We start from the raw sequence: 24,578 nt of genomic DNA, 5'->3' as shown, positions 1-24,578 counted from the left end.
GATGCGCAGGTTAACGCAGGCTTGAAGCCAAGGTAAGAGGGTCAGTTGATCACCCGAAATTTGCCAGCGCCGGAAAAGTTTCCAGCAACCACCAGCTGAAACGGGTGAAAAGCCCCGTTATCAGCATGATGCCCACAAACAGCAACAGTCCACCCATGATCTTTTCGATCGTGCCCATATACGGTTTGATCCGGTTCATCACGGTCATGGAGCGATTCAGGAACATGGCTGCCAACAAAAACGGAATACCCAAACCCGCAGCGTAAACCCCCAGCAGAAACGTGCCACGCGCGACAGACGCTTCGTTCGCCGCCAGTGACAGGATCGCACCCAGTTGAGGACCAATGCACGGGGTCCAGCCGAATGCAAAAGCCAGGCCAAGGATGTAAGCGCCAAAGACCGACCCACCGGAATCACCGGTTTCAATCCGTGCTTCGCGATCCAGAAAAGGAATCCGGAAGACATTCAGAAAGTGAAGGCCAAAGACGATGACAACGGCACCGGACAACTTGGCGAACAGCACCTGATTTTGCAGCACAAACGCGCCAAAGGCCGATGCGGTAAAGCCAAGCAGAAGAAACACGGTCGACAGGCCCATGACAAAGAACAGCGCCGACATGGTCGCCTTGCGCCGCGCGCGGGCCTCGTCCTGCATCTCGTGTATGGTAACGCCGCTCATATACGCCAGATAAGGCGGTACGATTGGCAATACGCAAGGCGACAGAAAGCTGATCAGGCCGCCGAGCAGCGCGACGAACATGGCGGGCAGCAGTCCCGCGTCTATGATTTCGATTCCGAACATGTTTCTGCACATATGTGATGAAGAGCGATCCGTCACGGGGCCAAACAGTCACATCCTCGTGCTCGGAATCTGGACAATATTACAACTTCACCCTATCCCGAAAATCATGTCAGAGATTACAGATACCCTGGACGCTTTGGGCCTGTTGTGCCCCTTGCCCGTCCTGAAAGCCCGCAAACGACTGAAATCCATGCCGGAGGGTGCCGTTCTGCGGGTGCTGGCCGATGATCCTGCGGCCATCGTGGATGTTCCGCATTTTTGTGCCGAGGCCGGGCATACACTGCTTTCGCAGGACACTGACGGCGCACATCAGATCTATCTGATCCAAAAATCCAGCTGACCTTCGTTGCAGGTCAAAAAAAGGCGGGCCGATCAGCCCGCCTTTTTCATTAACTTCCCAGCGACCACCAACCGCGTCGTTTGGGCTTGGCGGGTACGGGTTCAGGCTCTTCCGCCACGCTTTCAAGCACCGGCTCGGGCGTTGCTTCCGCTGGCCCGGCTTCGGCAGGATCTTCGGTTTCTGCAACGTCAGCGGCTTCTAAGGCTTCCGCAGATTGCTTTTCCGCCTCATCCGCTTCTTCAACCGCTTGTGCCGCATCCACACCGTTTGCAGGTTGCTCTTCCGACGGAGGAGCGTCAGCCTGGGCTTCGGCTGGTTCAGCGGCCTCCTCAACCGGCTCTGCCGCTACCTCGGCGCTTTCGCCCGCGATGCTCTCGCCGGTTTCCTCGGCTGCCGGCTCTTCCGTTGCAGCGTCGGCCGTCGTGGAAGATCGCTCTTCAGGCTGATCCGCAACTTCTTCGGCAACCGCATCTTTCTTGCGACGGCGCGGGGCGCGTTTGCGCTTGGGCTTTGCCGGTTTTTCTTCCTCCGAAGCCTCAGCTTCAGCCGGCTCAGCACTTTCGACGTCAGGCGTATCGCTCTCTGCGTCTTCTTGTGCAGGCGCGTCACCCTCTTCCGCGGCCTGCTCCGGCGCATCGCCATTGCCCGAACCTTTCTTGCGACGACGACGACGGCGCTTGCGCTTGGGCTTTGCCTCTTCTTCGGTCTGAGCGATTTCCTCTTCGGTCTCTTCCGCGTCCGATGAATCGACAAGATCCATCAGCGACGCATCGACAGAAACAACAGGCGCCGTGGCCTCGGGAACAATCCGGCTGGCCGTCTTGAACTTCTCCATCGAGAAGTCCGGGCTGACTAAATGGATATCCCCTTCGATCCTCACTGAAAGCCCATAACGCGCCTCGATCTGCGCAATATGCTCTCGCTTCTGGTTCATCAGGAAGTTGGCGATGCTGACAGGGCAGCGCACCAGGACTTCGCGCGAACGGCGGCGGGTACCTTCTTCTTCGATCTGACGCAGGATCGACAAGGCCATGTTGTCGTCCGAGCGGATCAGACCGGTGCCGTGACAGGCCGGGCACGGCTGTGTCGTTGCCTCGATCATGCCGGGGCGCAGACGCTGACGGCTCATCTCCAGCAGACCAAAACCCGAAATACGACCAACCTGGATGCGGGCGCGGTCCGTTTTCAGTTTGTCTTTCAAACGCTTTTCGACAGCCGAGTTGTTCTTGCGCTCGTCCATGTCGATAAAGTCGATGACGATCAGACCGGCGAGATCGCGCAGGCGCAGCTGACGTGCAACCTCTTCAGCGGCCTCGAGGTTGGTCTTGAGTGCGGTTTCCTCGATCGAACCTTCCTTGGTGGCACGGCCCGAGTTCACGTCGATCGCCACCAGTGCTTCCGTCACGCCGATTACGATATAGCCACCGGATTTCAGCTGTACGGTAGGATTGAACATCCCGGCCAGATAACTTTCCACCTGATAGCGCGCGAACAGAGGCAGCGCATCTTCGTACCGTTTCACGTTCTTGGCGTGTGACGGCATGATCATCTTCATGAAGTCCTTGGCGATGCGGTACCCGCCCTCGCCTTCGACCAAGACTTCGTCGATATCACGGTTGTAAAGATCTCGGATCGACCGTTTGATCAGATCACCTTCTTCATAGATCTTTGCCGGCGCGATGGATTCCAGTGTCAGCGCCCGGATCTGCTCCCACAAACGCTGGAGGTACTCATAGTCGCGTTTGATCTCGGATTTGGTTCGCTTGGCCCCGGCAGTTCGAATGATCAAACCCGCCCCGGTCGGAACATCGATATCCGTTGCGATCTCTTTCAGCTTTTTCCTGTCCGCCGCGTTGGTAATCTTGCGGCTGATGCCACCACCACGTGCGGTATTGGGCATCAGAACACAATACCGTCCTGCCAGCGAAAGATAGGTGGTCAGCGCAGCACCCTTGTTTCCGCGCTCTTCCTTGACAACCTGCACCAGAAGGACCTGACGTACTTTGATGACTTCCTGTATCTTGTAGCGACGCGGGCGCGGTTTGCGCGGAGGACGAATGTCTTCGCTGTCATCATCATCAGCAACCGATTCAATCGATGCGTCTTTTGATGCAGCGTCTGTGCTTTTGGTTTCGTCAACGTCCTCATCAGGGTCTTGTTCATCATCCGCAGCTTCAACAGGTTCTTCTGCTTGCTCCGGCTCGGATTGGGCTTCATGCCCTTCCGATTGAATGTCTTCAATGGCTTCCACTGGCTCTTCGGCCTGATCCTCTGCGTCGTCGTCCAACACATCGACAGCCTGTTCAGTGGCTTCCTCGGCAACGTCGTCAAGTGCTGCCTCATCCGATGCGGTTTCGGTTGCTTCTTCAGTGGCCGGCGCGTCATCGTCAACCGGCTCCTCTACCGGAGTTTCAGCGACGACTTCCATCGGCGACGTTCCTTCCGGAACATCAACATCTGCTTCTTCACCCTCGTCCAGATCGATGGTTTCCATGCCGGTTGGTTCGGTCGAAACCTCCATCGTTTCAACCGGATCATCCGATTTCACGTCAGCAGCCTTCGCGCGAGACCGGGTCCGCCGCTTCTTGGATTTGGCCTCCTCAGCCTCATCCCGCGCCTTCATGGCCTCGGCATAGGCGCGCTCTTCCTCCATCAACGCCTCACGGTCGGCGACGGGGATCTGGTAATAATCCGGATGAATTTCAGAGAATGCCAGGAAGCCATGCCGGTTCCCGCCATAATCCACAAAGGCCGCCTGAAGCGACGGCTCAACCCGCGTTACTTTTGCAAGATAGATGTTGCCGGCAAGCTGGCGTTTGTTTTCGGATTCAAAATCGAACTCCTCGACCTTGTTTCCGTCAACCACCACGACGCGGGTTTCCTCCGCGTGGGTGGCATCGATAAGCATTTTCTTAGCCATTTGTCCTTGGTGCACCGCGCCAAACGCGTTGTCCTGACCTGTCCAGGCGGACAGGCGCTTTTGGGGAGGTGTCTTGTCAGGGCGATATCAGACGGCGCGCGGCAGGGTCTGGCGCTGTGGCCCCCTGCCCGTTCTCTCAATCGTTGCGCGCGCGTCATCGCGGTTCTTCTCCGACAGGCGCGTCTGAACGCAGCCTGCCCATTTATTCCTTTCGCCCAGTGATCCCGGGCTCAGGTACTCCACTGCCCCTTAAGGGGCATAATCGGTCTGCTGAACCGCGAGGTCTTGACCCTCACCAACGGATCAGCAGCGAAACTCAAAGATTCGGGACTTGCAGGCGTCAAAATCGCCCGGCCCGTTCCGACACAATAAAAGCAACCCTGTGGAAAAGACAATGGGCAAACTTCATTCCGTGCCCAAACCAGCGTCGCCGCCCCCTTCATCTGGCCAAAAATATCCCGGGGGAGGCGCCATAGGCGACGGGGGCAGAGCCCCCAAATCGCATCGCTTACAAATAGTCCGAACGCTGAAGGCCGTATTTGGCCATCTTCTCGTTCAGCGTCCGGCGAGGAAGGCAAAGCTCGTCCATGACTGACGCAATAGAGCCTTTGTGCCTGCGCATCGTATTATCAATCAGCATACGTTCGAACGCTTCGACATATTCCTTCAACGGCTTGCCCTCGGTGGTCATCACCGGCTGCATCTCTTCGTGATCGGACATCAACAAAGACGCGATGGTGCCCGAGCCACGGCGCGATTGCAGAACCGCCCGTTCGGCAATGTTGATCAACTGACGCACATTGCCGGGCCATGGCGCCTGCAACAATTGCGCAGCTTCCTGCGCGCTCACCTGGGGGGCATCGCAACCGTATTCTTCGGCAAACTGCTCACTGAGACGGGTAAACAGGGTCAGGATATCTTCGCCCCGCTGCCGCAACGGCGGCATGGTGATGCGCAGCGCGGCCAGGCGATAGAACAGGTCCGGGCGCAGCACGTCTTCCGACGTCTTGCCCGCCTCCTGCAGGTTCGAGATGGCAACGATCCGGGTCTCCGCAGGTGTGCCCTGCTCGTTCATCACGCTCAGCAGCTTGGCCTGCAACGTATCGCTCAACGCTTCCACATCTTCCAGAACCAGCGTGCCGCCACGCGCCTCTTCGATGGCGGGCAGTTGCGCATCTTCGGGCATCATGGGGCCAAACAGGCGCTTGGCCAGTGCGTCTTCTTCAAGCGCGGCGCAGGACACCAGAACAAACTTCTTGCCGGCACGGCTGCCAACGGCATGAAGCGCGTGAGCCACAAGCGTTTTCCCGGTACCGGTTTCACCGTCGATCAACACATGGCCGTCAGCCTGGCCGAGATCCAGAATATCCTCACGCAGCCGCTCCATGACCGGGCTGGCACCGATCAGCTTGTTCATGATCTGGGTGCCGCCGGACAGCTCGCGCCGCAGGGCACGGTTGTCCAGAGTCAGACGGCGCGCATTGCTGGCGCGTTTGGCCAGTTCGGACATCCGATCGGGGTTGAACGGTTTTTCAAGGAAGTCGAACGCGCCAACGCGCATCGCTTCAACCGCCATCGGCACATCACCGTGGCCGGTGATCATGATCACCGGTAGGGTGCTGTCGGCGCCCATCAGCTTTTTCAGAAGCTGAATGCCGTCCATTCCGGGCATCTTGATGTCCGAAATAACAATCCCAGGATAATCCGGCCCCAGAACCTTGAGCGCGTCCTCGGCGCTGGCAAAGGTTTCCGTGTCATATCCGGACAAAGCAAGCCATTGGCTGATCGATTGGCGCATGTCCTGTTCGTCATCCACAATGGCGATTTTCATGGCCTGTGCCATAGTCATTCCTCGTTATTCCGCGGCCTCAAGGCCGTCGCTTCCCAGTGCTGGCAACTGCATTTCAAACACCGCGCCACCGTATTGGCCGTTGCGCGCAGTCAGCCGTCCCCCATGGTCGTTCACGATCCCCGACGAGATGGCAAGCCCCAGGCCCACCCCGTCTCCGGGCTGTTTGGTGGTATAGAACGGCTCGAACAGGTTCTCGATATCCTCGATCCCATGCCCGTTGTCGCGTACCGTCAGTACAGCCGTGTCACCCGCCGCCAAGATGATTTCCACATCCGGCTCTGCCACTGATTTGGTGGCGTCCAGCGCATTGCGCAAGAGGTTGACCATCACCTGCTCGATCCGCATCCGATCCCCCATCACCACCACCGGTTCTTCCGGCAGGATCTGGGTGATCTTCACATGGCGCTGACGCAGCTGTGGCTCCATCATCGACAAGGCCGAGGCCAGCGCTTCGCCAAGATTTACAGGTGAAAACGCATCTGCCCCCTTGCGCGCGTAAGATTTGAGCTGCCGCGTAATCGCCCCCATCCGCTCGATCAGGCCATCGATCCGGCCAAAGCTGGCCAATGCCTCTTCGGGCCGGTTTCGACGCAACAGCAGACGGGCACCGGCCAGATAGGTTTTCATTGCAGCCAGAGGTTGATTCAGCTCGTGACTGACCGCCGCTGACATCTCACCCAGAGCTGCAAGTTTCGAGCTTTGGGCAAGGGTCTGTTCGGCCAAATCCAACGTCTTTTCAACCCGTTCGCGTTCAGCGATTTCCCGCTGTAGCCTGGCGTTCAATGCGCGAAGCTCTGCCGACTCGCGCTGAAACAGGGTCATGCGCAGCGTCGCCCGTCGGCTCAGCGCGTAGAACGTCAGCGCCAGAAGAATCGCAAAGCCCATGATCTCGAGCGCCAGAACGCTGTTCACTTTCTCGCGGATCGAGGCATAGGTCGTGAATGATGTCATTTGCCAGCCGCGGAACGGGATGCGCGTTTCCAGACGCATCACGGCCTCGCCTTGCAGGTAGGCGTCAGGTGGCAAAGCGGTCCAATCGGTCGTCGCCCGAATGGCCCGCTGGATCGCCCCTTGCGGCGGTTGACGCAGCAGGGCCGCCCCCTCATCCAGACCCCGCCAGCGCGGTTCGGTGGACAGAATGATGGTTCCGGTGCTGTCAGTGACCATCACCGCATCCGAAATACCGGCCCATGCCTGTTCAAACTTTTGCAGATCAACTTCGACAACGATCACGCCCAGTATTTCCGCGCTGTTTTCAAGCCGGCGCGAATAGACAAAGCTGTATCCGCCGGATTCCTTGGGAATAACGGAAAAGATCGTCGCATTTGACCGGATCGCGTCCACAAAATACGGAATATTCCTGTGCGCCTCGCCCAGCCTGTTCCGATCCGTCGCCGCAACCGTTCGCCCGTCACCATCCAACAGCATCAACGACGCCGCACCGATTTCCTCAACGAACGAAATCAAACGCTGCGTCGATAACGAATAGTCCCTGGATTGCAGCGCCGAAATCAGTGTCGGGTCCCGCGCCAGCAACTGGGGCACGATCGAGTTGCGGCGCAGTTCGCTCAGCAAATTGCCGGAATACAGCGCAAGGCGAAGCTCGGCCCGGTTGCGGGTGGATTCGGTGAACCTGTCGGTCAACAAGCGGTTGGTGATCCAAACCGTTGCGATTGTTGCCACCATCAATACAATAACAGCCAGCCGCAGCCGCCACCCCAACGGGGCGCCGCGAAACGGTTTCAGCAGCTTTGACCAGCCTGATCGCACGTCCGAGTTCATGATCAGACGTTACGCGCGGGCGCGCGTGACCTCAAGTCACGCCGCTTCAAACACACCTGACAATGCGCGGAACAGCGCCGCCCCGTCAGTGCCGCCATGCCCTTGATCGGCCGCGCGCTCGGGATGCGGCATCATACCCAGAACACGACGGTTTTCGGAAAGGATCCCCGCGATATCACCGACCGAGCCGTTTGGGTTCTCGGTATAGGTGAATGCGATCCTGTCCTGATCTCTCAACGCCGCCAGCGTTGCGTCATCCGCGAAATAGTTGCCGTCGTGATGCGCGATCGGAATACCGATCACGTCGCCTGCGTTATAGCCACCGGTAAAGACGCTGTCGCTGGTTTCAACTTTCAGGCCCACAGTCTTGCAGATGTATTTCAGCCCGGCATTGCGCAGCAGCGCCCCCGGCAGGATACCTGTTTCCGTCAGAACCTGAAATCCGTTGCAGATCCCGACCGCATAACCGCCGCGTTCGGTGTGGTTGACCACGGCCTTGCAGATCGGCGACTGCGCAGCGATTGCACCGCACCGCAGATAGTCACCGTAAGAAAACCCGCCCGGAACGCCTACGATATCAATACCGTCCGGCAGCGCCGCATCTTTGTGCCAGACCATGTCGACCTGAAAACCGGCCTGCTCAAAAGCGACCGCGAGGTCTCGGTCACAGTTCGATCCGGGGAAAACGATTACGGCTGCGCGCATGGCGGGCCCTCCTACGAGACAAAATCGGTGACGACCGCAACGCCCGGAGGGGTTGGATGGTCAAAGGCGGCAAGCTCGGCGCTCACCTGGTTGAGAGATATTTTTCGCGTGACCAACGGGCTCAGGTCAATTCCACCGCCCGCGATCAGCGACAACAAAGACGGATAGCGCCAGCTTGGCATTCCGCGTGTGCCAAAGACAGAAAGCTGGCCAGAGTAAAGCACATCCATCGGCAACGCCATCTGGGTGTGATCTCCAGCAGGCATCCCGATCTGCACCATGCGCCCCATTTTGCGCAGGGAACGCATAGCGGAAACGGTCGTAGCTTCGACGCCAAGCGCCTCGATCGCGACATGGGCACCGCCACCGGTGATATCCTTCACCGCCTGGGGCGCATCGCAGGTTGCCGCATTGACCACCGCATCTGCGCCCAGAGCCTTGGCATAGTTCAGTTTGTCATCCGTGATGTCGACAATTACCACACGTGCACCAAGCGCCTTGCCCAGCAGCAAAGTGGATATTCCGACACCGCCGCCGCCGAAGACGGCAATCCATTCACCGCCCTGAACCTGTGCCCGGCCGACCAATGCCTGCCACGCTGTCGTCACGCGGCAACCCAACGCGGCCGCGATGTCCGGCGCGATGCTGTCCGGCAAGGATGTCAGGTTCGCGTCGGCATGGGCCACTGCGACATATTCCGCAAAAGCGCCGTCACAGGTGAACCCCGGCACAACCTGATCCGCGCAGATCGTCTGATGACCCTGCGCACAATCCGGACACCGGCCACAGGCCAGAATGAAAGGCGCAATCACCCGATCCCCGACACGCCACCGGGTGACGCGCGCGCCGACGGAAACCACCTCGCCGCAATACTCGTGCCCTGGCGTCATGGGCAGGATGACATCCGGGTCCGAACCAGACCACGCGTGCCAGTCAGACCGGCACACGCCGCAGGCCAGCACCCGCACGACCACGCCGTCTTCCGCAGGTGCGGGATCCGGGATCGTCGTTACCTCAAGCGGCTGACGGTAGGTGATCAGACGCGCGGCCCGCATTCCATCAGACCAGTTCGATCTCGTAGCGTTCGATAACCGTGTTGGCCAAAAGCTTTTCGCACATCTCGGTCACATCTGCTTCGGTCGCGCCGTCGGCCAGTTCAAGGTCGATCACCTTGCCCTGACGCACACCTTCGACCTGATCAAAGCCCATTGCGCCCAATGCGTGCCGAACCGCTTCGCCCTGCGGGTCCAGCACCCCGTTCTTGAGCATCACATGAACCCGTGCTTTCATTTTGGCAACTCCACCTGCGGGCCGCAATCCGAGGCCCATTTCGTTGCGCGGGGGATAGCGCGCCAAATGGCTTTCGACAACCCTGTTTGCAAAGCAGTTTGCCGCAGCAATCCAACTATCCGCCTTCTTTGGCCAATCCCGGGTAATGCGCGTCAATTGCATGGAACGTGCCAGTCAGAACCATCTCGACCGCGACGGCGACCAGCAGGATGGCCATGATCCGGGTCAGGACGTTGATCATTGTCTCACCCAACAGGCGCGAGATCTGATCTGCGAACAACAATCCCAGCCCCACGATCGCGCAGGCAATCAGGATCGCCGAACCCAGCGTCACGATTTCGGCGCCGTTCGACAGTTGGTGCGAAAAAACGATCGTGATGGCAATCGTGCCCGGCCCTATGGTCAAAGGTATCGCCAGCGGTACGACCGCAAAATTCAGTTTCCGCTCGTGCCCGTCGTCCATCGCGGCCTGATCGCCCGGCGGCCGGTCCTCGGCCTTCAACATCGACATCCCGATTCCGAAGATGATGATCCCTCCGGCAATCCGGAAAGCCGGCACATCAATGCCAAAAACCCCAAGCACCTCTTCCCCGATCACGACAGCGGTTAGCGCAATGACGGTAACCGAGATCATGACAACAACCGCAACGTGCCGCCGCTCTGCCGCAGTGCAGTTCTTGGTCATGCTCAGAAAAATGGGGATGTTGTAAAGCGGATTGAAGATTGCAAGCACGGCGGCCAGAAACTTCAGAAATACTGTCTGATCAAACAGTTCCGCCATTTGACACCTATCCTGAACCTTTTGTGCCTGCCCGAGGCAAACATGCTGGGGAAACGAGAAACTGTCAATTTCAACCGCGAACGAAAAAGCGCCGCAAACACGGTTGCGGCGCTTTGGTATTATTCTAGTCCGGCCGTTCCTAGTTGATAAGCGTCGGCTTGGTGACATTGTTGCTGGGCAGGACACCCAGTCGGCGTGCAACTTCGGAATAGGCGTCGGTCAAACTGCCCAAATCACGGCGGAACACGTCCTTGTCCAGCTTCTGACCGGTTTCGATATCCCACAGGCGGCAGCTGTCGGGGCTGATTTCGTCAGCAACAATCAGGCGCTGATAATCGCCTTCAAACACGCGGCCGATCTCGATCTTGAAGTCGACCAGACGAATGCCCACCGCCAGCATCACACCGCTCATGAAATCGTTCACGCGCAAGGCAAGGCTGAGGATATCGTCCATGTCCTGCTGGCTGGCCCAGCCAAACGCGGCGATGTGTTCTTCGGTGACCAACGGATCACCCAGCGAATCGTCCTTGTAGCAGTACTCGACGATTGGGCGCGGCAGTTGCGTGCCCTCTTCAATGCCCAGGCGCTTGGACATCGATCCGGCGGCATAGTTGCGCACGATCACTTCCAGCGGAACGATTTCGCAGTTGCGAACCAGCTGTTCACGCATGTTCAGGCGGCGAATGAAGTGGTTCGGAATGCCAATCTGGGTCAGGCCGGTCATGAAGAATTCCGACAGGCGGTTGTTGAGCACACCCTTGCCGTCGATCACGTCCTTCTTTTCCGCGTTGAAGGCGGTGGCGTCATCCTTGAAATACTGGACGATCGTTCCCGGTTCGGGGCCTTCGTACAGAATCTTGGCCTTGCCTTCATAGATTTTCTTGCGACGCGCCATAAGCGACCTTTCCACTCTGCACAGAGGGATTGAGTCCCCTCACGTTGGCGTCCTCATAGTCCAAGCACCCATTTCCCGCAAGTTCATGTACCCGAGAGGCTTTGACGCAGCGCAAATCCCTTGCGCATGGGACGTCGTATAGTCATATCATCAGGAAAGAAGACATAACCCAAGAGGTCCTTGCCCTATGACGACGTTCGACGAACGCGAAAACGCCTTTGAAGCCAAGTTTGCCCATGATGAAGAGATGCAGTTCAAGGCACAAGCCCGCTGCAACAAGCTTTTGGGTCTGTGGGCTGCTGAAAAACTGGGTAAATCCGGTGCCGACGCCGAAGAATATGCAAAAACGGTCGTGATTTCCGACTTCGAGGAAGCCGGGCACGAAGATGTCGTTCGCAAGGTTTCCGGCGATCTGGGCAACCTGTCCTCGGACGAGGAAATCCGCGCGAAAATGGCCGAGCTTCTGCCCGAAGCCAAGGCACAGGTCCTGAGCGAGACCAACTGAGCCTAGGGCGTCCGACTCATGATCTTCATGAGTTTTATGAATTTGATTTGACGCCTTGGTCATGAGACACGGGGCGTCTCTTTTTTTAACGGCGTTTTGCGCCTTTTCCTGGAACAACCCTATGACAAACGCGCTGAGCAAGCTTCTGGAATCCAATGACGCCATTCTGGCCGATGGTGCCACGGGAACGAATCTGTTCAACATGGGCCTGCAATCTGGTGACGCTCCCGAACTCTGGAACGTGGATGCCCCGGACAAGATCCGGGCTCTGTATCAGGGGTCGGTTGATGCAGGCAGCGATCTGTTCCTGACCAACACGTTCGGCGGCACAGCGGCACGGCTGAAACTGCATGACGCGCACAACCGCGTGGGCGAGCTGAACCGCATCGGCGCCGAGCTGGGGCGCGAAATCGCCGACAAGGCCGGACGACCTGTCGTCGTTGCAGGATCGGTCGGCCCGACTGGTGAAATCATGGAGCCGGTCGGCAGCCTGTCGCACGCCGAAGCCGTGGAAATGTTCCATGAACAGGCGGAAGCGCTGAAAGAAGGTGGGGTGGATGTTCTGTGGGTGGAAACCATCAGCGCCCCCGAAGAGTTTCGCGCCGCCGCCGAAGCCTTTGCCCTGACCGACATGCCCTGGTGCGGCACAATGAGCTTTGACACTGCCGGACGCACGATGATGGGTGTCACCTCGGCCGATCTGGCCCAGCTGGTCGAAACTCTGCCGAATCCCCCCATCGCTTTCGGTGCCAATTGCGGCACCGGCGCATCCGACATTCTGCGCACCGTACTGGGATTTGGCGCGCAAGGCACTGAACGCCCGCTGATTTCGAAGGGCAATGCAGGAATTCCGAAATACGTGGATGGCCACATCCATTATGACGGCACGCCCGAACTGATGGGGCAGTATGCCGCCATGGCGCGGGATGCCGGCGCGACCATCATTGGCGGGTGCTGCGGAACCATGCCCGACCACCTGCGCAAGATGCGTGAGGCGCTGGATACCACGCCTCGTGGTGAACGCCCGACGCTCGATCAGATCACTGATGCGCTGGGTCCGTTCACATCCGCCTCGGACGGGACGGATGACGATGCGGCACCGGAACGTCGCACACGCCGCCGCCGCCGCGCATGATGTCAGCCTGATCAGCGCCCTTCGAATTTAGGAGGGCGTTTTTCCATGAAGGCCACAACACCTTCGGCAAAGTCCCTCGAACGGCCACATTCGCCTTGCAGGTGCGCCTCGGTCGCAAGCTGCTGTTGCAGAGTGTTTTCATACGTTCCGCGAATGGCTTGCTTGATCGCGCCATAGGCGGCCGTGGGGCCTTTTGCCAGATACTCTGCCCTCTTGCGCCAATGATCGGCGAAAGCGTCATCCGGCACGGCTTCCCAGATCATGCCCCATTCATCCGCCTGCTTTGCCGTGATCTTTTCGGCAAACAAGGCCGCGCCCATTGCTTTGGCCAACCCCATCTGACGGGGCATGAACCATGTTCCCCCGGCATCGGGAAGCAGACCGATACGGGCAAATGCCTGTAGGAAGTAGGCGCTTTCGGTGGCAATCACCACATCGGCACAAAGGGCAAGGTTCGCGCCTGCCCCGGCCGCCGGTCCGTTCACCGCGGCAATCGTGGGCACCGGGCAATTGTGGATCGTCTCCAGCATCGGTTCATATTCATCGCGCAGCGACCGTTCCAGATCGATCTTGCCGGTTGAAGACGCATCGCCCAGATCCTGCCCGGAACAAAACGCAGGGCCCGAACCGGTGATGACGACACAGCGCGCCTTGATCGCTGCATCTTTCATGGCGTGCGTAATCTCTGCCCGCATCTGGGTGGTCAGCGCGTTCATCTTGTCCGGCCTGTTCAGCGTCAGAACTGCCAGACCGTCTGCAATCTCCAGAGCAACCGTTTCGTAATTCATGAAAACCCTCCCGTCGCGCCATGTGTTTTTGCACACTTACTGGCCCGGACGGGACGGGAAAAGCAGAACCACGCGTCAGTCTTCAAGAATTTGACGCAGACGTTCTTTTTCGTCCTCACTCAACGCGGCAGAGTCCACCGAAGCACGGGCCTTGGCCCGGGTACGGAGAAAGTTCAACCCAACCGCGGCAGCGATCAACAGCATGATTGGCCCGGCCAGCCACAAAAACAGGTTCGAGCCGCTGGCAGTCGGTTTCAGAAGTACGTATTCGCCATACCTATCAACGATAAACGCGATCGCCTGTTCGTCCGTATCCCCAGCCATCAACCGTTCCCGCAACAACACGCGCAGATCACGCGCGAGATCCGCGTTGCTTTCGTCGATGCTCTCATTGCGGCACACGAGGCAACGCAGTCCGGCGCTGAGATCCCGCGCACGCTGTTCCAGTACCGGATCATCCAGAACCTCGTCAGGCTGCACCGCAAAGACGGGTGTTGCGAGCATCATCAGAATCAGAACAAGGCGTTTCATTCCGCAGGTACTCCGCCGACCGGGGTTTTTCTTGCGCCTGCGGCCACACGGAAGCGCCTGTCACACAGGCTCAGGACACCGCCAAGCGCCATCAGGATACAGCCGCCCCAGATCCAGTTTGCAAGCGGCTTGATATAGGTTCGCATCACCCAGCCGCCATCTGCCTGTTGATCTCCAATCACGACGTAAAGGTCCCCGAGGAAACGATAATCGATCGCCGCTTCGGTCGTGGGCATCCGCGCAACGGGGTAATCCCGTTTTTCCGGGTGCAATGTCCCGATCGGGCGGCCATTCTTTTCAACCAGAACATCCGCCGTGGTCGAAAAATAGTTCGGCCCATCGACCCGACGGACATCTTGCAGCGTCAGCGTGAACTGTCCCACTTCGAAAGGTTGGTTGGGTTGGGCGACGCGAATATCCTCGTCCTCCCATGCAGTCAGGCCTGCAATGGCAAAGATGGTAACACCCAGCCCGGTATGAGCGACGGCTTTACCCCAATCCGCACCTGGCAGGCGGAACAAGCGTTTCAGGCTGCCGTTGCGCCCCGTACGGCTCCACAAATCAACGATGGCGCCAAATGTAATCCACGCCCCAAGGAACAGACCCACCGGCCCCAAAGCGCTGCGGCCGGTCTGCATCGCCCAAACCAGCAGGGCAATCGCCAGGGCCAGACCAAAGGCATAGCGCAGCGACCAGGCCGTTTTTCCAATCCGCCCGCGTTTCCACGGCAACATGGCCCCGATGGGAAGGATCAATCCCAGCAAAACCATGAATGGAGAGAATGCAGCGTTGAAAAACGGCGCCCCGACCGAGAGTTTGCGATCAAACATCATCTCGGCCACCATCGGCCACATCGTACCGACAAAGACCACGAAACAACTGACCGCCAGCAGGACGTTGTTTACGATCAGCGCGCTTTCGCGGCTGACCATGCCGAAAACACCCTTGGCCTCCATCGCCTGCGCCCGCGCGGCAAACAAAGTCAGCGCCCCACCGATGAAAACCACAAGAATGAACAGGATGAACACCCCGCGTTCCGGGTCATTGGCAAAGGCGTGAACCGAAGTCAGCAGCCCCGAACGAACGATGAATGTTCCTATAAGCGAAAACCCGAAGGCAATGATTGCCAGCAGGATGGTCCAGCTTTTCAGCGCCTCGCGCTTTTCAACAACGATTGCCGAATGCAGCAGCGCTGCCGCCAGGAGCCACGGCATGAAAGAGGCGTTCTCAACCGGATCCCAGAACCAGAAACCGCCCCAGCCCAGCTCGTAATAGGCCCACCAGGACCCCAGTGCGATGCCGATTGTCAAAAACACCCAGGCAGCCAGCGTCCATGGGCGAACCCAGCGCCCCCATGCCGCATCGATACGCCCTTCGATCAGCGCGGCGATCGCAAAACTGAACGCCATGCTCAGCCCCACATAACCGAGATACAGAAATGGCGGGTGGAAGGCCAAACCGGGATCCTGCAACAACGGGTTCAGATCCCGCCCGTCAAACGGCGCAATTGCCAGCCGGTCAAACGGGTTCGAGGTAAACAGTATGAAAGCAAAAAATGCCACGGCAATGGCAGATTGAACCGCAAGCACACGCGCCTTCAGGCTTGGGGGCAACCCGCCCCCAAAGAACGCCGCCATCGCTCCGAACAGCGTGACAATCAGCACCCAAAGCAGCATCGATCCTTCGTGGTTTCCCCACGTCCCGCTGATCTTGTAGATCATCGGCTTGGCCGAATGACTGTTTTCGACCACGATCCGCAGCGAAAAGTCCGACACGATGAAAGCCCAGATCAGCGCACCGAAGGAAAATGCAGTCAGCAGAAACTGGACGATGGCAGCAGGCTCGGCAAAAGCCATCCAGCCGGTCCAGTTTTTTGACGCACCGATCAGAGGCACCACGCTTTGCACGATGGCGACGAAAAAGGCGAGGATGAGGGCGAAGTGGCCAAGCTCTGTAATCATGCCCCGGAATATACTGCGAGGCCGAACCGGGGGCCATTAACTTTCGCATGATCCGGGGGCACATAGTGTCGCGGGTCAAAGCGCCCGAAGCTTGCGCCAATCGGTCAATGCTGGATTCGCATCAGGACGCGAGGCGTTCTGTATCAGGTTGGCATCGGGGCCGGGGTCGGCGACGCCCGGGCTGTCGCTGCGCATGGCCCGCACCGTTTCTATGTTCCCCATGACCGTCGGCAACCGCTGCATGGCTGCGCCTATATCCCGCTGAAAATCCTGCATTTTGCTCTGATGGCGCGCGCCAAAATAAAAAGAGACAATCACGCCCAGCAACCACCAAAGAGGTTCCGGCACCAGCGCAATGCCCTGCATGCGTTCAGCGAACCACAGCGGATCCACCATCGCGGCAACAAACAATCCCAGCGTTCCAAGCGCCAAGGCCGGGCGCGGCAACCGGTTCACGCCATCCATGACGCGGTCGAACAGGCCTTTTTGAGGAACCACGAACTCTCGGCCGAACTGCGTCATTGCCTGACTTTGCAACTCTGTCGCGCGCTCGGCACGGGACTCGGCGTTTTCCCGGTATATTTCAACCGTCTCACGCACAGCGTTGCGACCGCCCCCGAACAGCAGCGCCAATACCCCCGAGATCAACCCCATGCCGCAACCCTTTCCATGAATTCACTTTCCTTCAGTCGATAGCGTGGCGACAGAAACTCTTCGGCCCGTTTGATCCAGCCTCCTTTGCCACCGGATCGGGTGCGCGCGTATTTTCTGGATGCCGGTCGTTTGTCGGCCAGCCGAAAGTAATAGTTCCGCCGCGCCACGCCATACGCATCGCGCAACGCGTTGGGATCTGGTTGGGCCGCGTCTTCGCACGCCTGCGCCGTTTGCGCGCCGATCACGCCATCTGCCACTACGTCAAACCCCATATCACGCAAAAGCCGTTGCAGGATTATTACTGCTTGCGCACCGGCATTGACATACATGTCAAAAACAGGGGCATGCAGAACATCCGGCAACAGCGCGATGCGTGGCTTTTCAAAGTAGTGCTGAACAAAGATGTCGACCGCCTCGCGCCGAGTAAGCGCCCGGACATCCGCCACGTCAACCAGCCCATCCCCGGTCAGGTCCAATCCAAGCCTGCGCATCGTATGGATCGTGACACCGAACTTGGTTGCCCCGCCCGGATCGTCCGGGTCATTCACGTACCCGCCTTCCCGGCGCACAATTTCACTGGCAATCTGCCGAACCGTTTGCATAGCGCCCTCATTTCGTTGAATGGCGCTGACGATCCCGAAAAAGAATTAACAAGCCTGAACGACCAAGGGCGCTGCCCGCATCCCGCGCGCAACGCCCTCAACACGAATATCGGTCAGATCAGCTTTCTTCAGCCCCTTTATACACGCCCTGCTCTTTCAACGCGTCCATGACTTCTTTTGGCATATAGGTTTCGTCATGTTTGGCAAGAATTTCAGTGGCTTCGAACACACCGTTCACGTAACGCCCAGTGCCTACCATGCCCTGATTTTCCGAAAACAGATCAGGCAGAACCCCGGTGAAAGAAACCTTGACGCTTTCGCCGCCGTCGGTGACGACAAAATGTACGGTTTCGCCCTGCCCACGGATGATTGAACCTTCTTCGACCAAGCCGCCTATCCGAAAGACCTCGGTCGGCTTGGGTGGTTCGGCAATCACCTGGCTTGGCGAGCGGAAAAAGTTGATCCCGTCGCGCATGGCATAGCCAATCAACGCCGTCGATGCCACCAAGGCAACGACAGCTACCAGAATGACTTGTACTCGGCGACGTTTCTTGAGCGTTTTCATACCGTCCTCACGGAAATAACGGTGCCATCATCAGGCCCCGGGTTTCAGTCTCACCTAACATCAGATTGGCGTTCTGCAAGGCTTGGCCACTGCTACCTTTTGTCAGGTTATCCAGCGCCGCGATCACGTTCGCGCGCCGTTCGATCCGATCTGCCACAACTCCGATATGACAGAAGTTGGACCCGCGCACGTGGTGAGTCGACGGTGTCTCGCCCATCCGCAGCATCTGAATGAAAGGCTCATCCGCGTAGGCCTTTGCAAGCGTTTCATAGATGCTATTCGGGTCACCTTTCACGTAGGTCGTGGCCAGAATGCCCCGGTTTGCAGGGATCAGGTGCGGAGTGAACTGCACATGAACCGAACGACCGGCCAGCTTGGAAAACTCCTGATCGAACTCGCCCAGATGCCTGTGGGTCCCGCCGACGGCATAGGCGTTGGTGCCCTCGCTCAGTTCGGCGTGCAGCAGGTTTTCCTTCAGCGACCGCCCTGCCCCGGATACAGCACATTTCAGATCCAGCACGATATCGTCCAGATCAATCACCCCGGCAGAAACAAGCGGCCTCAGAACGTATTGACCGGTTGCCGCGTTGCACCCTGTGCCCGCCACCAGCCGCGCGCCCCGGATTTCGTCGCGATAGAACTCGGTCAGGCCATAAACGGCCTCTTCCTGCTGCTCGAGAGCGGTATGCGGGTTTCCGTACCACTTTTCATATTCATCCGGGTCAGTCAGCCGGAAGTCAGCAGACAGATCGATGATCTTCAGATCCTTGGGCAGCGCACTGATCACTTCCTGGCTTGTCTTGTGCGGAAGGGCACAAAAGCACAGATCGATCCGGGAAAAATCGATCTCGGAAATCTTGCAAAGATCCGGCAGGTCCATGTGGCGCAGATGCGGGAAAACCTGCGCCATGGTCATCCCCGCCTTGCGTTCGGCGGCCAGCGCGGCGATTTCCATGTTGGGGTGTTCGGCGATCAGCCGCACCAATTCCGCACCGGTATAGCCCGAAGCGCCCAGAATTGCGATTTTATGGGTCATGTCAGACCTCTTCTCAACGTGTGTCACATGTTACGACCGCCGATGCGACGGTCTTGAATAAATGAAAGCAGAGCGGCCGCGTCCTTGACCGAAGTCAGGCGGCCTCGAATGTGATTTGTCGTCGGAGGAACTGTGTCGCCCGATCGCTCACCACATTGGGTTTCCCCGTCGTCAGGAACCCTCCCGGGCCGTTACCCAGCATGTTAGGGTGGCGATGCAGATAGTCCGCAAGACTTTCCGCAACCAGCTCCCCCTGGCTATAGACCTGTACGTCAGGTCCCAATGCCGCCTGAAACACGTCAGCCATAAGCGGGTAATGCGTACAGCCCAGTATAGCCGCCTGCGGTTCAGGCATCTTGCGCTTGAGGGCTTCCACATGGCTGCGCACCAGCGCCTCGGCCAGGATCATGTCACCGTCTTCAATGGCATCCACGACGCCACCACATGCCTGCGCTTCGACATCTACGCCAATTGCCCGGAACGCCAGCTCGCGCTGAAAGGCCCGGCTGGATACAGTGGCGGGCGTGGCGAATAAGGCGACATGCTTGACCGCCACTTCGCGTGGTGGGGAATTGTCGCCCCATTGCCGTTCGGTCAGGGCCTCGATCAACGGGACAAAGACACCAAGCACACGTTTGCCTTCGGGCACGCCCTCTTCCTGCATCCGACGCAGCGCCGCCGCGCTGGCGGTGTTGCAGGCCAGAATCACCAAGTTGCAGCCGCGATCCCAAAGGCTCTGCACGGCCTTTCGGGTCAGCTGATAGATGTCCTCGGCATCGCGCACACCATAAGGGGCATGCGCGCTGTCCGCGTAATACAGGAAATCAACGTCAGGCAGACGTGTCTGCGCGGCGCTCAGGACGGTAAGACCGCCCAATCCGGAATCAAAGATGCCTACTGCCATTAGCCCCTTCAGGCGCGATGCCGTTCCTCAAATTCATAGCCATAGTCATAAGACTTCAGCGGTGTCGGAGACAGCTCATACGTCGCTTTGCGCAGGAAATCCATCATCTTGCGCGTATCCTTGCCCAGCGGATCCAGAATGTCGCGCCCGATAGGCGTGCCAATCACCACTTTGACCGGAGTATCGACACGTTTTTTGAATTCCTTGATCAGCAACCCCATACGCAGGGTGTTGTGCATATGGCTTGCAATCTGAAACAGACGTGACGTGTGCCCGTCGAAGAACACCGGAACGACGGTGGCATTGGACTTGGCCACCATTCGGGCCGTGAAACCGCGCCAACCCGGATCCATGGGATGCGCGAACGGATTGACGCCGGTGCTGACCGTACCCCCGGGGAAAATCCCGATCGCGCCGCCATCGCCAAGGTAATTCAATGCGGTCTTCCGCGTATCCAGATTCAGTTTCACCGCTTCTTTGGTTTCATCAAACGAAACAGGCAAAACGATACGGTTCAGGTCTTCGGCCTTGCGGAAAACGCGATTTGCGAGAATTCGGAAATCACCACGGGTCTGAGACAATATATGCCCCATCATCAGCCCATCCAGAATTCCATATGGATGGTTTGCAATCAGGATAAGCGGACCTTCCTTGGGGATATTCGCTAGTGCGCCACCAACGACATCCAAGGTCAATCCATAGCGATCGACCATGACCGACCAAAAATCCCGACCCTTTGCGACTTCTTGTTCGTAACCGTCGGCCCGTTTGATCAGACGCAACCGTCCCGTGGTGTTCTCCATCAGCCTGATGACCAACCGCCCCCCCTTGGTTTCGGCGGAATGCGCATACGAGATGTCACGAACGACATGACGACGAGAAGACATGAAGGGCTCCGTTTTGCTGCCCGCAAAATAAGTACAAGCAACAGGTTTGACCAGCTATCGTGACACCCTTGTGACGAATTACTCTGCCGCAGCTTGCAATTCAGGCCCACCGCTGCGGATGACGGCCAGCAGCTCTTCTCGCCGTTTCGCAGCCTTGGCCTCATTTTCCCGCAGTACCGGCCCAAATCCGCGGATATCCAGCGGCAAACGGGCCAGGGCGGCAATCGCATCACGGGTGTCCTGCGACACCAGGGGCAGAACCTCGCGCATGTCCTTTTCATACTGTCGGATCAGGGCGCGCTCCATCTTGCGTTCGGATGAATACCCGAAAATGTCCAGTGGTGTGCCGCGCAATGCCTTGAGTTTGGTCAACAGCTTCAATGCAGTCAGGATGGATTCGCTGAAGGCACGCTTTTTCGGCCTGCCATTGCTGCCTGATCCGCCGAATATCGGCGGGGCAAGGTGAAAGGTCATCTTGAAATCACCATCAAACTCGGCCGCCGCTTTTTCCCGACTGGTCAGCAGAAGGCGCGCAACCTCGTATTCGTCCTTGTACGACAACAGCTTGTGATACCCTTTTGCCACCGCTTCGCGCACATCCGCGTCCTCGACACTGTCCACCAGCTTGCGGTACCGCCTGGCCAGCCGGGCGCTTTGATACTCCGTCAGGTGCTGCGCGCGAAACGCGATGATCTGATCCAGTGTCTTAGGCATCTCAGCCACGGTCGGCGCAAGGATGGATTGCACGTCTTCCGGGTGCAGAACCGCCCAACGTCCGATATCAAACGCACGCTTGTTGCGTTCGACCGCCGTGCCGTTCAATTCGATGGCCTCAAAGATCGCCCGATGGCTGACCGGCAACAGCCCGCGCTGCCAGGTCGCGCCGAAGATCATCATGTTGGAATAGATTGAATCCCCCATCACCGCGCGCGCCAGTTCGGTCGCATCAAACAGCGAGACATCTTCTTTCAGCCGCGCTTGCAGGGCCAGTTCCAGCTGATCCGCCGGAATGCGGAACTCGGTATCACGCGTGAAGTCGCCCGTCACCGTTTCATGGCTGTTCACGACGGCCCCCGTACGTCCGGTGCGCGTCAGGCCCAACGTCTTTGCGCCGGCCGAGACCACCAGATCGCCGCCGATCAGCGCGTGGGCCTCGCCAGTGGCGACGCGTATCGCGCTGATGTCCTCGGGGCGGTTGGCCAATCTACAGTGGATGTGGACTGCGCCGCCTTTCTGCGCCAGCCCCGCCATTTCCATCATGCCCGCGCCTTTTCCGTCAATCTGCGCCGCCTGCGCAAGGATGGCGCCAATGGTGACGACACCCGTACCGCCGACGCCGGTAATCACGACATTGTGCGTGCCGGTGATCTTCGGCAGATCTGGTGTTGGCAAATCTGGCAGATCAATTTCGGTCGTCGCCTCTTTGCGAATTTTCGCGCCCTCAAGCGTCACGAAAGACGGGCAGAAACCGTTCAAGCACGAGTAATCTTTGTTGCAGCTCGATTGATCAATAGTCCGCTTGCGGCCCAGCTCGGTCTGTTTGGGAACGATCGACACGCAGTTTGACTGTACACCGCAATCGCCGCAGCCTTCGCAGACATCGGTGTTGATGAACACACGCTTGTCGGGATCGGGGAACGTGCCGCGCTTGCGGCGGCGGCGCTTTTCGGCCGCGCAGGTTTGTACATAGACGATGACCGATACGCCCTCGATCTCGCGAAACTTCTCCTGCACCTGCATGAGATCGGCACGCTCGTATGTCTGAACGCTGGCAGGCAGAGCCTTGAAGTTGACGTCCTCTTTTTCATCGTGAACCAGGGCTACCTCTCGGACACCCATTGCCTTGACCTCGGCAACGATCCGTTCGGCGGTCAGGTCGCCTTCATTGTCCTGCCCGCCGGTCATGGCAACCGCGTCGTTGAACAGGATCTTGAAGGTGATGTTCGTTCCTGCGGACAAAGCAGCCCGGATCGCCTGAACGCCCGAATGGTTGTACGTGCCATCGCCGAGGTTCTGGAATACGTGCTTGGTCGTCGAGAACGGCGCCTCGCCGATCCAGTTGGCGCCTTCCCCACCCATCTGAGTGAAACCGGTCGTCTCGCGATCCATCCATTGAACCATGTAGTGACAGCCGATACCGGCATAGGCGCGGCTGCCTTCCGGTACCCTTGTCGAGCTGTTATGCGGGCAGCCGGAACAGAAATACGGAAGCCGCGTTGCTATTTCCTGTGCGTTGTCGGCCCGGCGCGCTTCTGACAAAGACGCCAGCCCGGCCCGGATACCATCGGTTTCGCGCCCCTCTTCAATCAGGATCTCGCCCAGCTTTTCAGCGATCATGATCGGGTCAAGCGCACCGCGCGTCGGGAACAGTTCTTCGCGGTGCAATGTCCCGGCACCGCCTTTGTACCACCCATAGACCCGGCGTCCGCGCCGGTCGTCAAAGATGGCCTCTTTGACTTGAACCTCGATCAGTTTGCGCTTTTCCTCGACGATCACGATCAGGTCCAGCCCCTCGGCCCAGTCGTGGAATCCGGCCATATCCAGCGGGAATGTCTGCCCCACCTTGTATGTGGTAATCCCCAGACGCTCGGCCTCGGCTTCGTCGATATTCAGAAGCGAAAGCGCATGTGTCAGGTCCAGCCAGTTCTTGCCCGCCGCGACAAAGCCGATCTTGGCGCCAGGTTTGCCCCACATCCGCCTGTCCAGTTTGTTGGCGTGTGAAAACGTTTCGGCCGCGAACCTTTTGTAATCGATGACACGCGTTTCCTGCAGATGCGGCGTGTCGCCCAATCGGATGTTCAACCCACCTTCCGGCATGTCGAATTCTGGGATGACCATTTGCATCCGGTCCGGGCTTCCATCCACAACCGAGGTGACTTCGATCGTGTCCTTCATCGTTTTCAGACCCACCCAGACCCCCGCGAAACGGCTGAGTGCAAATCCATAAATTCCATAGTCGAGGATTTCCTGAACGCCAGCGGGGCTGACGATCGGCATGTACATGTCGACCAGCGACCATTCCGACTGATGCAGCACCGTCGAGCTTTCACCGGTATGGTCATCGCCCATCGCCATGAGCACACCGCCATGTTTGGCTGTCCCTGCCATGTTTGCGTGGCGCATGACGTCACCGGACCGGTCAACGCCCGGTCCCTTGCCATACCAAAGCCCGAAGACCCCATCGAATTTGCCGTCGCCGCGCAGACCCGCCTGCTGGCTGCCCCAAAGCGCGGTAGCCGCCAGGTCTTCGTTCAAACCGAACTGAAACGTGATATCGCTTTCGGCCAGAGGCTTTTGGGCCCGCATCATTTGCTGATCCACTGCCCCCAAAGGCGACCCGCGGTATCCGGTGACCAATCCCGCGGTGTTAAGGCCCGCTTGCCGGTCTCTGGCCTTTTGCATCAGCATCAAGCGCACAAGCGCCTGCGTTCCATTCAGAAGAACCGGGTTTTTCTCAAGATCGAACCGGTCGTTCAGCGTTATCTGTGGCTGGCTCATCAGACGTCTCCCCTCGTCAGATCAGTGTGCTTTACTTGGCTTCATTTTAGGTCATAATTTCTGACCTGTATAGAATTTATCCACTGATATGTAACGATTTCGTCCATTGAATGTAGAACTTGTTACCTATTTCATATAGGGCTTC

General features: G+C 58.4%; 22 protein-coding genes. 3 read left to right on the top strand and 19 right to left on the bottom strand.

The window, feature by feature from the left end; genetic code table 11:
- Positions 1 to 49 precede the first annotated feature (49 nt).
- Positions 50 to 802: a cytochrome c biogenesis CcdA family protein gene (locus FIU92_RS07080; protein WP_152457901.1), complete on the bottom strand. Its 753-nt coding sequence runs from the start codon at positions 800 to 802 to the stop codon at positions 50 to 52.
- 106 nt (positions 803 to 908) lie between these two features.
- Here FIU92_RS07080 and FIU92_RS07075 point away from each other — a divergent pair, with 106 nt between their 5' ends.
- Entirely contained in the window at positions 909 to 1,142 is a 234-nt protein-coding gene (locus FIU92_RS07075; RefSeq protein ID WP_152457900.1) for a sulfurtransferase TusA family protein, read from the top strand.
- A gap of 49 nt (positions 1,143 to 1,191) precedes the next feature.
- On the opposite strand, the gene FIU92_RS07070 is transcribed toward FIU92_RS07075, so the two are convergent.
- The 8 genes from FIU92_RS07070 to purC form a co-directional block, all read right to left on the bottom strand.
- Positions 1,192 to 4,062: a ribonuclease E/G gene (locus FIU92_RS07070; RefSeq protein WP_152457899.1), complete on the bottom strand. Its 2,871-nt coding sequence runs from the start codon at positions 4,060 to 4,062 to the stop codon at positions 1,192 to 1,194.
- A 508-nt stretch (positions 4,063 to 4,570) separates the two neighbouring features.
- On the bottom strand, positions 4,571 to 5,905 hold the full coding sequence (locus tag FIU92_RS07065) for a sigma-54 dependent transcriptional regulator (protein WP_050603452.1): 1,335 nt from the start codon (positions 5,903 to 5,905) through the stop codon (positions 4,571 to 4,573).
- A 12-nt stretch (positions 5,906 to 5,917) separates the two neighbouring features.
- Entirely contained in the window at positions 5,918 to 7,600 is a 1,683-nt protein-coding gene (locus FIU92_RS07060) for an ATP-binding protein (RefSeq protein WP_371419744.1), read from the bottom strand.
- 132 nt (positions 7,601 to 7,732) lie between these two features.
- Entirely contained in the window at positions 7,733 to 8,401 is a 669-nt protein-coding gene (gene purQ, locus FIU92_RS07055; RefSeq protein ID WP_152457897.1) for a phosphoribosylformylglycinamidine synthase subunit PurQ, read from the bottom strand.
- An 11-nt stretch (positions 8,402 to 8,412) separates the two neighbouring features.
- Positions 8,413 to 9,456 (bottom strand): zinc-dependent alcohol dehydrogenase family protein, encoded by a 1,044-nt coding sequence (locus FIU92_RS07050; protein ID WP_152457896.1) that lies wholly within the window; start codon positions 9,454 to 9,456, stop codon positions 8,413 to 8,415.
- A 4-nt stretch (positions 9,457 to 9,460) separates the two neighbouring features.
- On the bottom strand, positions 9,461 to 9,691 hold the full coding sequence (gene purS / locus FIU92_RS07045; RefSeq protein ID WP_117872765.1) for a phosphoribosylformylglycinamidine synthase subunit PurS: 231 nt from the start codon (positions 9,689 to 9,691) through the stop codon (positions 9,461 to 9,463).
- A gap of 115 nt (positions 9,692 to 9,806) precedes the next feature.
- Positions 9,807 to 10,472: a MarC family protein gene (locus FIU92_RS07040; RefSeq protein ID WP_171328517.1), complete on the bottom strand. Its 666-nt coding sequence runs from the start codon at positions 10,470 to 10,472 to the stop codon at positions 9,807 to 9,809.
- Positions 10,473 to 10,611: 139 nt separating this feature from the next.
- The gene (gene purC / locus FIU92_RS07035; protein WP_152457894.1) at positions 10,612 to 11,367 is read right to left on the bottom strand and encodes a phosphoribosylaminoimidazolesuccinocarboxamide synthase; all 756 of its coding nucleotides are present in this window, start codon (positions 11,365 to 11,367) and stop codon (positions 10,612 to 10,614) included.
- A gap of 187 nt (positions 11,368 to 11,554) precedes the next feature.
- Between purC and FIU92_RS07030 the strand changes: the two genes are divergently transcribed.
- A complete protein-coding gene (locus tag FIU92_RS07030; protein ID WP_152457893.1) occupies positions 11,555 to 11,872 on the top strand; it encodes a DUF1476 domain-containing protein in 318 nt (105 codons plus the stop codon).
- A gap of 121 nt (positions 11,873 to 11,993) precedes the next feature.
- On the top strand, positions 11,994 to 13,007 hold the full coding sequence (gene bmt / locus FIU92_RS07025; RefSeq protein ID WP_152457892.1) for a betaine--homocysteine S-methyltransferase: 1,014 nt from the start codon (positions 11,994 to 11,996) through the stop codon (positions 13,005 to 13,007).
- A gap of 11 nt (positions 13,008 to 13,018) precedes the next feature.
- On the opposite strand, the gene FIU92_RS07020 is transcribed toward bmt, so the two are convergent.
- The 10 genes from FIU92_RS07020 to FIU92_RS06975 form a co-directional block, all read right to left on the bottom strand.
- The gene (locus FIU92_RS07020) at positions 13,019 to 13,795 is read right to left on the bottom strand and encodes an enoyl-CoA hydratase-related protein (RefSeq protein ID WP_152457891.1); all 777 of its coding nucleotides are present in this window, start codon (positions 13,793 to 13,795) and stop codon (positions 13,019 to 13,021) included.
- 75 nt (positions 13,796 to 13,870) lie between these two features.
- Positions 13,871 to 14,326: a cytochrome c-type biogenesis protein gene (locus tag FIU92_RS07015; RefSeq protein WP_152457890.1), complete on the bottom strand. Its 456-nt coding sequence runs from the start codon at positions 14,324 to 14,326 to the stop codon at positions 13,871 to 13,873.
- Positions 14,323 to 16,287, bottom strand: a complete 1,965-nt coding sequence (locus FIU92_RS07010) for a heme lyase CcmF/NrfE family subunit (protein ID WP_152457889.1) — start codon at positions 16,285 to 16,287, stop codon at positions 14,323 to 14,325. Before FIU92_RS07010 ends, FIU92_RS07015 begins: the two co-directional genes overlap by 4 nt.
- Positions 16,288 to 16,362: 75 nt before the next feature.
- A complete protein-coding gene (locus FIU92_RS07005; protein ID WP_152457888.1) occupies positions 16,363 to 16,941 on the bottom strand; it encodes a holin family protein in 579 nt (192 codons plus the stop codon).
- Positions 16,932 to 17,543, bottom strand: a complete 612-nt coding sequence (locus FIU92_RS07000; RefSeq protein ID WP_152457887.1) for a holin-associated N-acetylmuramidase — start codon at positions 17,541 to 17,543, stop codon at positions 16,932 to 16,934. Before FIU92_RS07000 ends, FIU92_RS07005 begins: the two co-directional genes overlap by 10 nt.
- 118 nt (positions 17,544 to 17,661) lie before the next feature.
- Positions 17,662 to 18,108, bottom strand: a complete 447-nt coding sequence (gene ccmE, locus FIU92_RS06995; protein WP_152457886.1) for a cytochrome c maturation protein CcmE — start codon at positions 18,106 to 18,108, stop codon at positions 17,662 to 17,664.
- A gap of 7 nt (positions 18,109 to 18,115) precedes the next feature.
- On the bottom strand, positions 18,116 to 19,144 hold the full coding sequence (argC, locus tag FIU92_RS06990; RefSeq protein WP_152457885.1) for an N-acetyl-gamma-glutamyl-phosphate reductase: 1,029 nt from the start codon (positions 19,142 to 19,144) through the stop codon (positions 18,116 to 18,118).
- A 94-nt stretch (positions 19,145 to 19,238) separates the two neighbouring features.
- Positions 19,239 to 20,048, bottom strand: coding sequence for a glutamate racemase (locus FIU92_RS06985; RefSeq protein ID WP_152457884.1), 810 nt, complete (start codon positions 20,046 to 20,048; stop codon positions 19,239 to 19,241).
- Positions 20,049 to 20,056: 8 nt separating this feature from the next.
- Entirely contained in the window at positions 20,057 to 20,935 is an 879-nt protein-coding gene (locus tag FIU92_RS06980) for a lysophospholipid acyltransferase family protein (protein WP_152457883.1), read from the bottom strand.
- Between the two features lie 78 nt (positions 20,936 to 21,013).
- Positions 21,014 to 24,433, bottom strand: coding sequence for an indolepyruvate ferredoxin oxidoreductase family protein (locus tag FIU92_RS06975; protein ID WP_152457882.1), 3,420 nt, complete (start codon positions 24,431 to 24,433; stop codon positions 21,014 to 21,016).
- Between the last annotated feature and the right edge of the window lie 145 nt (positions 24,434 to 24,578).

The sequence above is a fragment of the Ruegeria sp. THAF33 genome (assembly GCF_009363615.1).
Taxonomy (GTDB): domain Bacteria; phylum Pseudomonadota; class Alphaproteobacteria; order Rhodobacterales; family Rhodobacteraceae; genus Ruegeria.
Note: the sequence above shows the minus strand (reverse complement) of the source record. Positions and strands in the feature narration are given on the sequence as shown.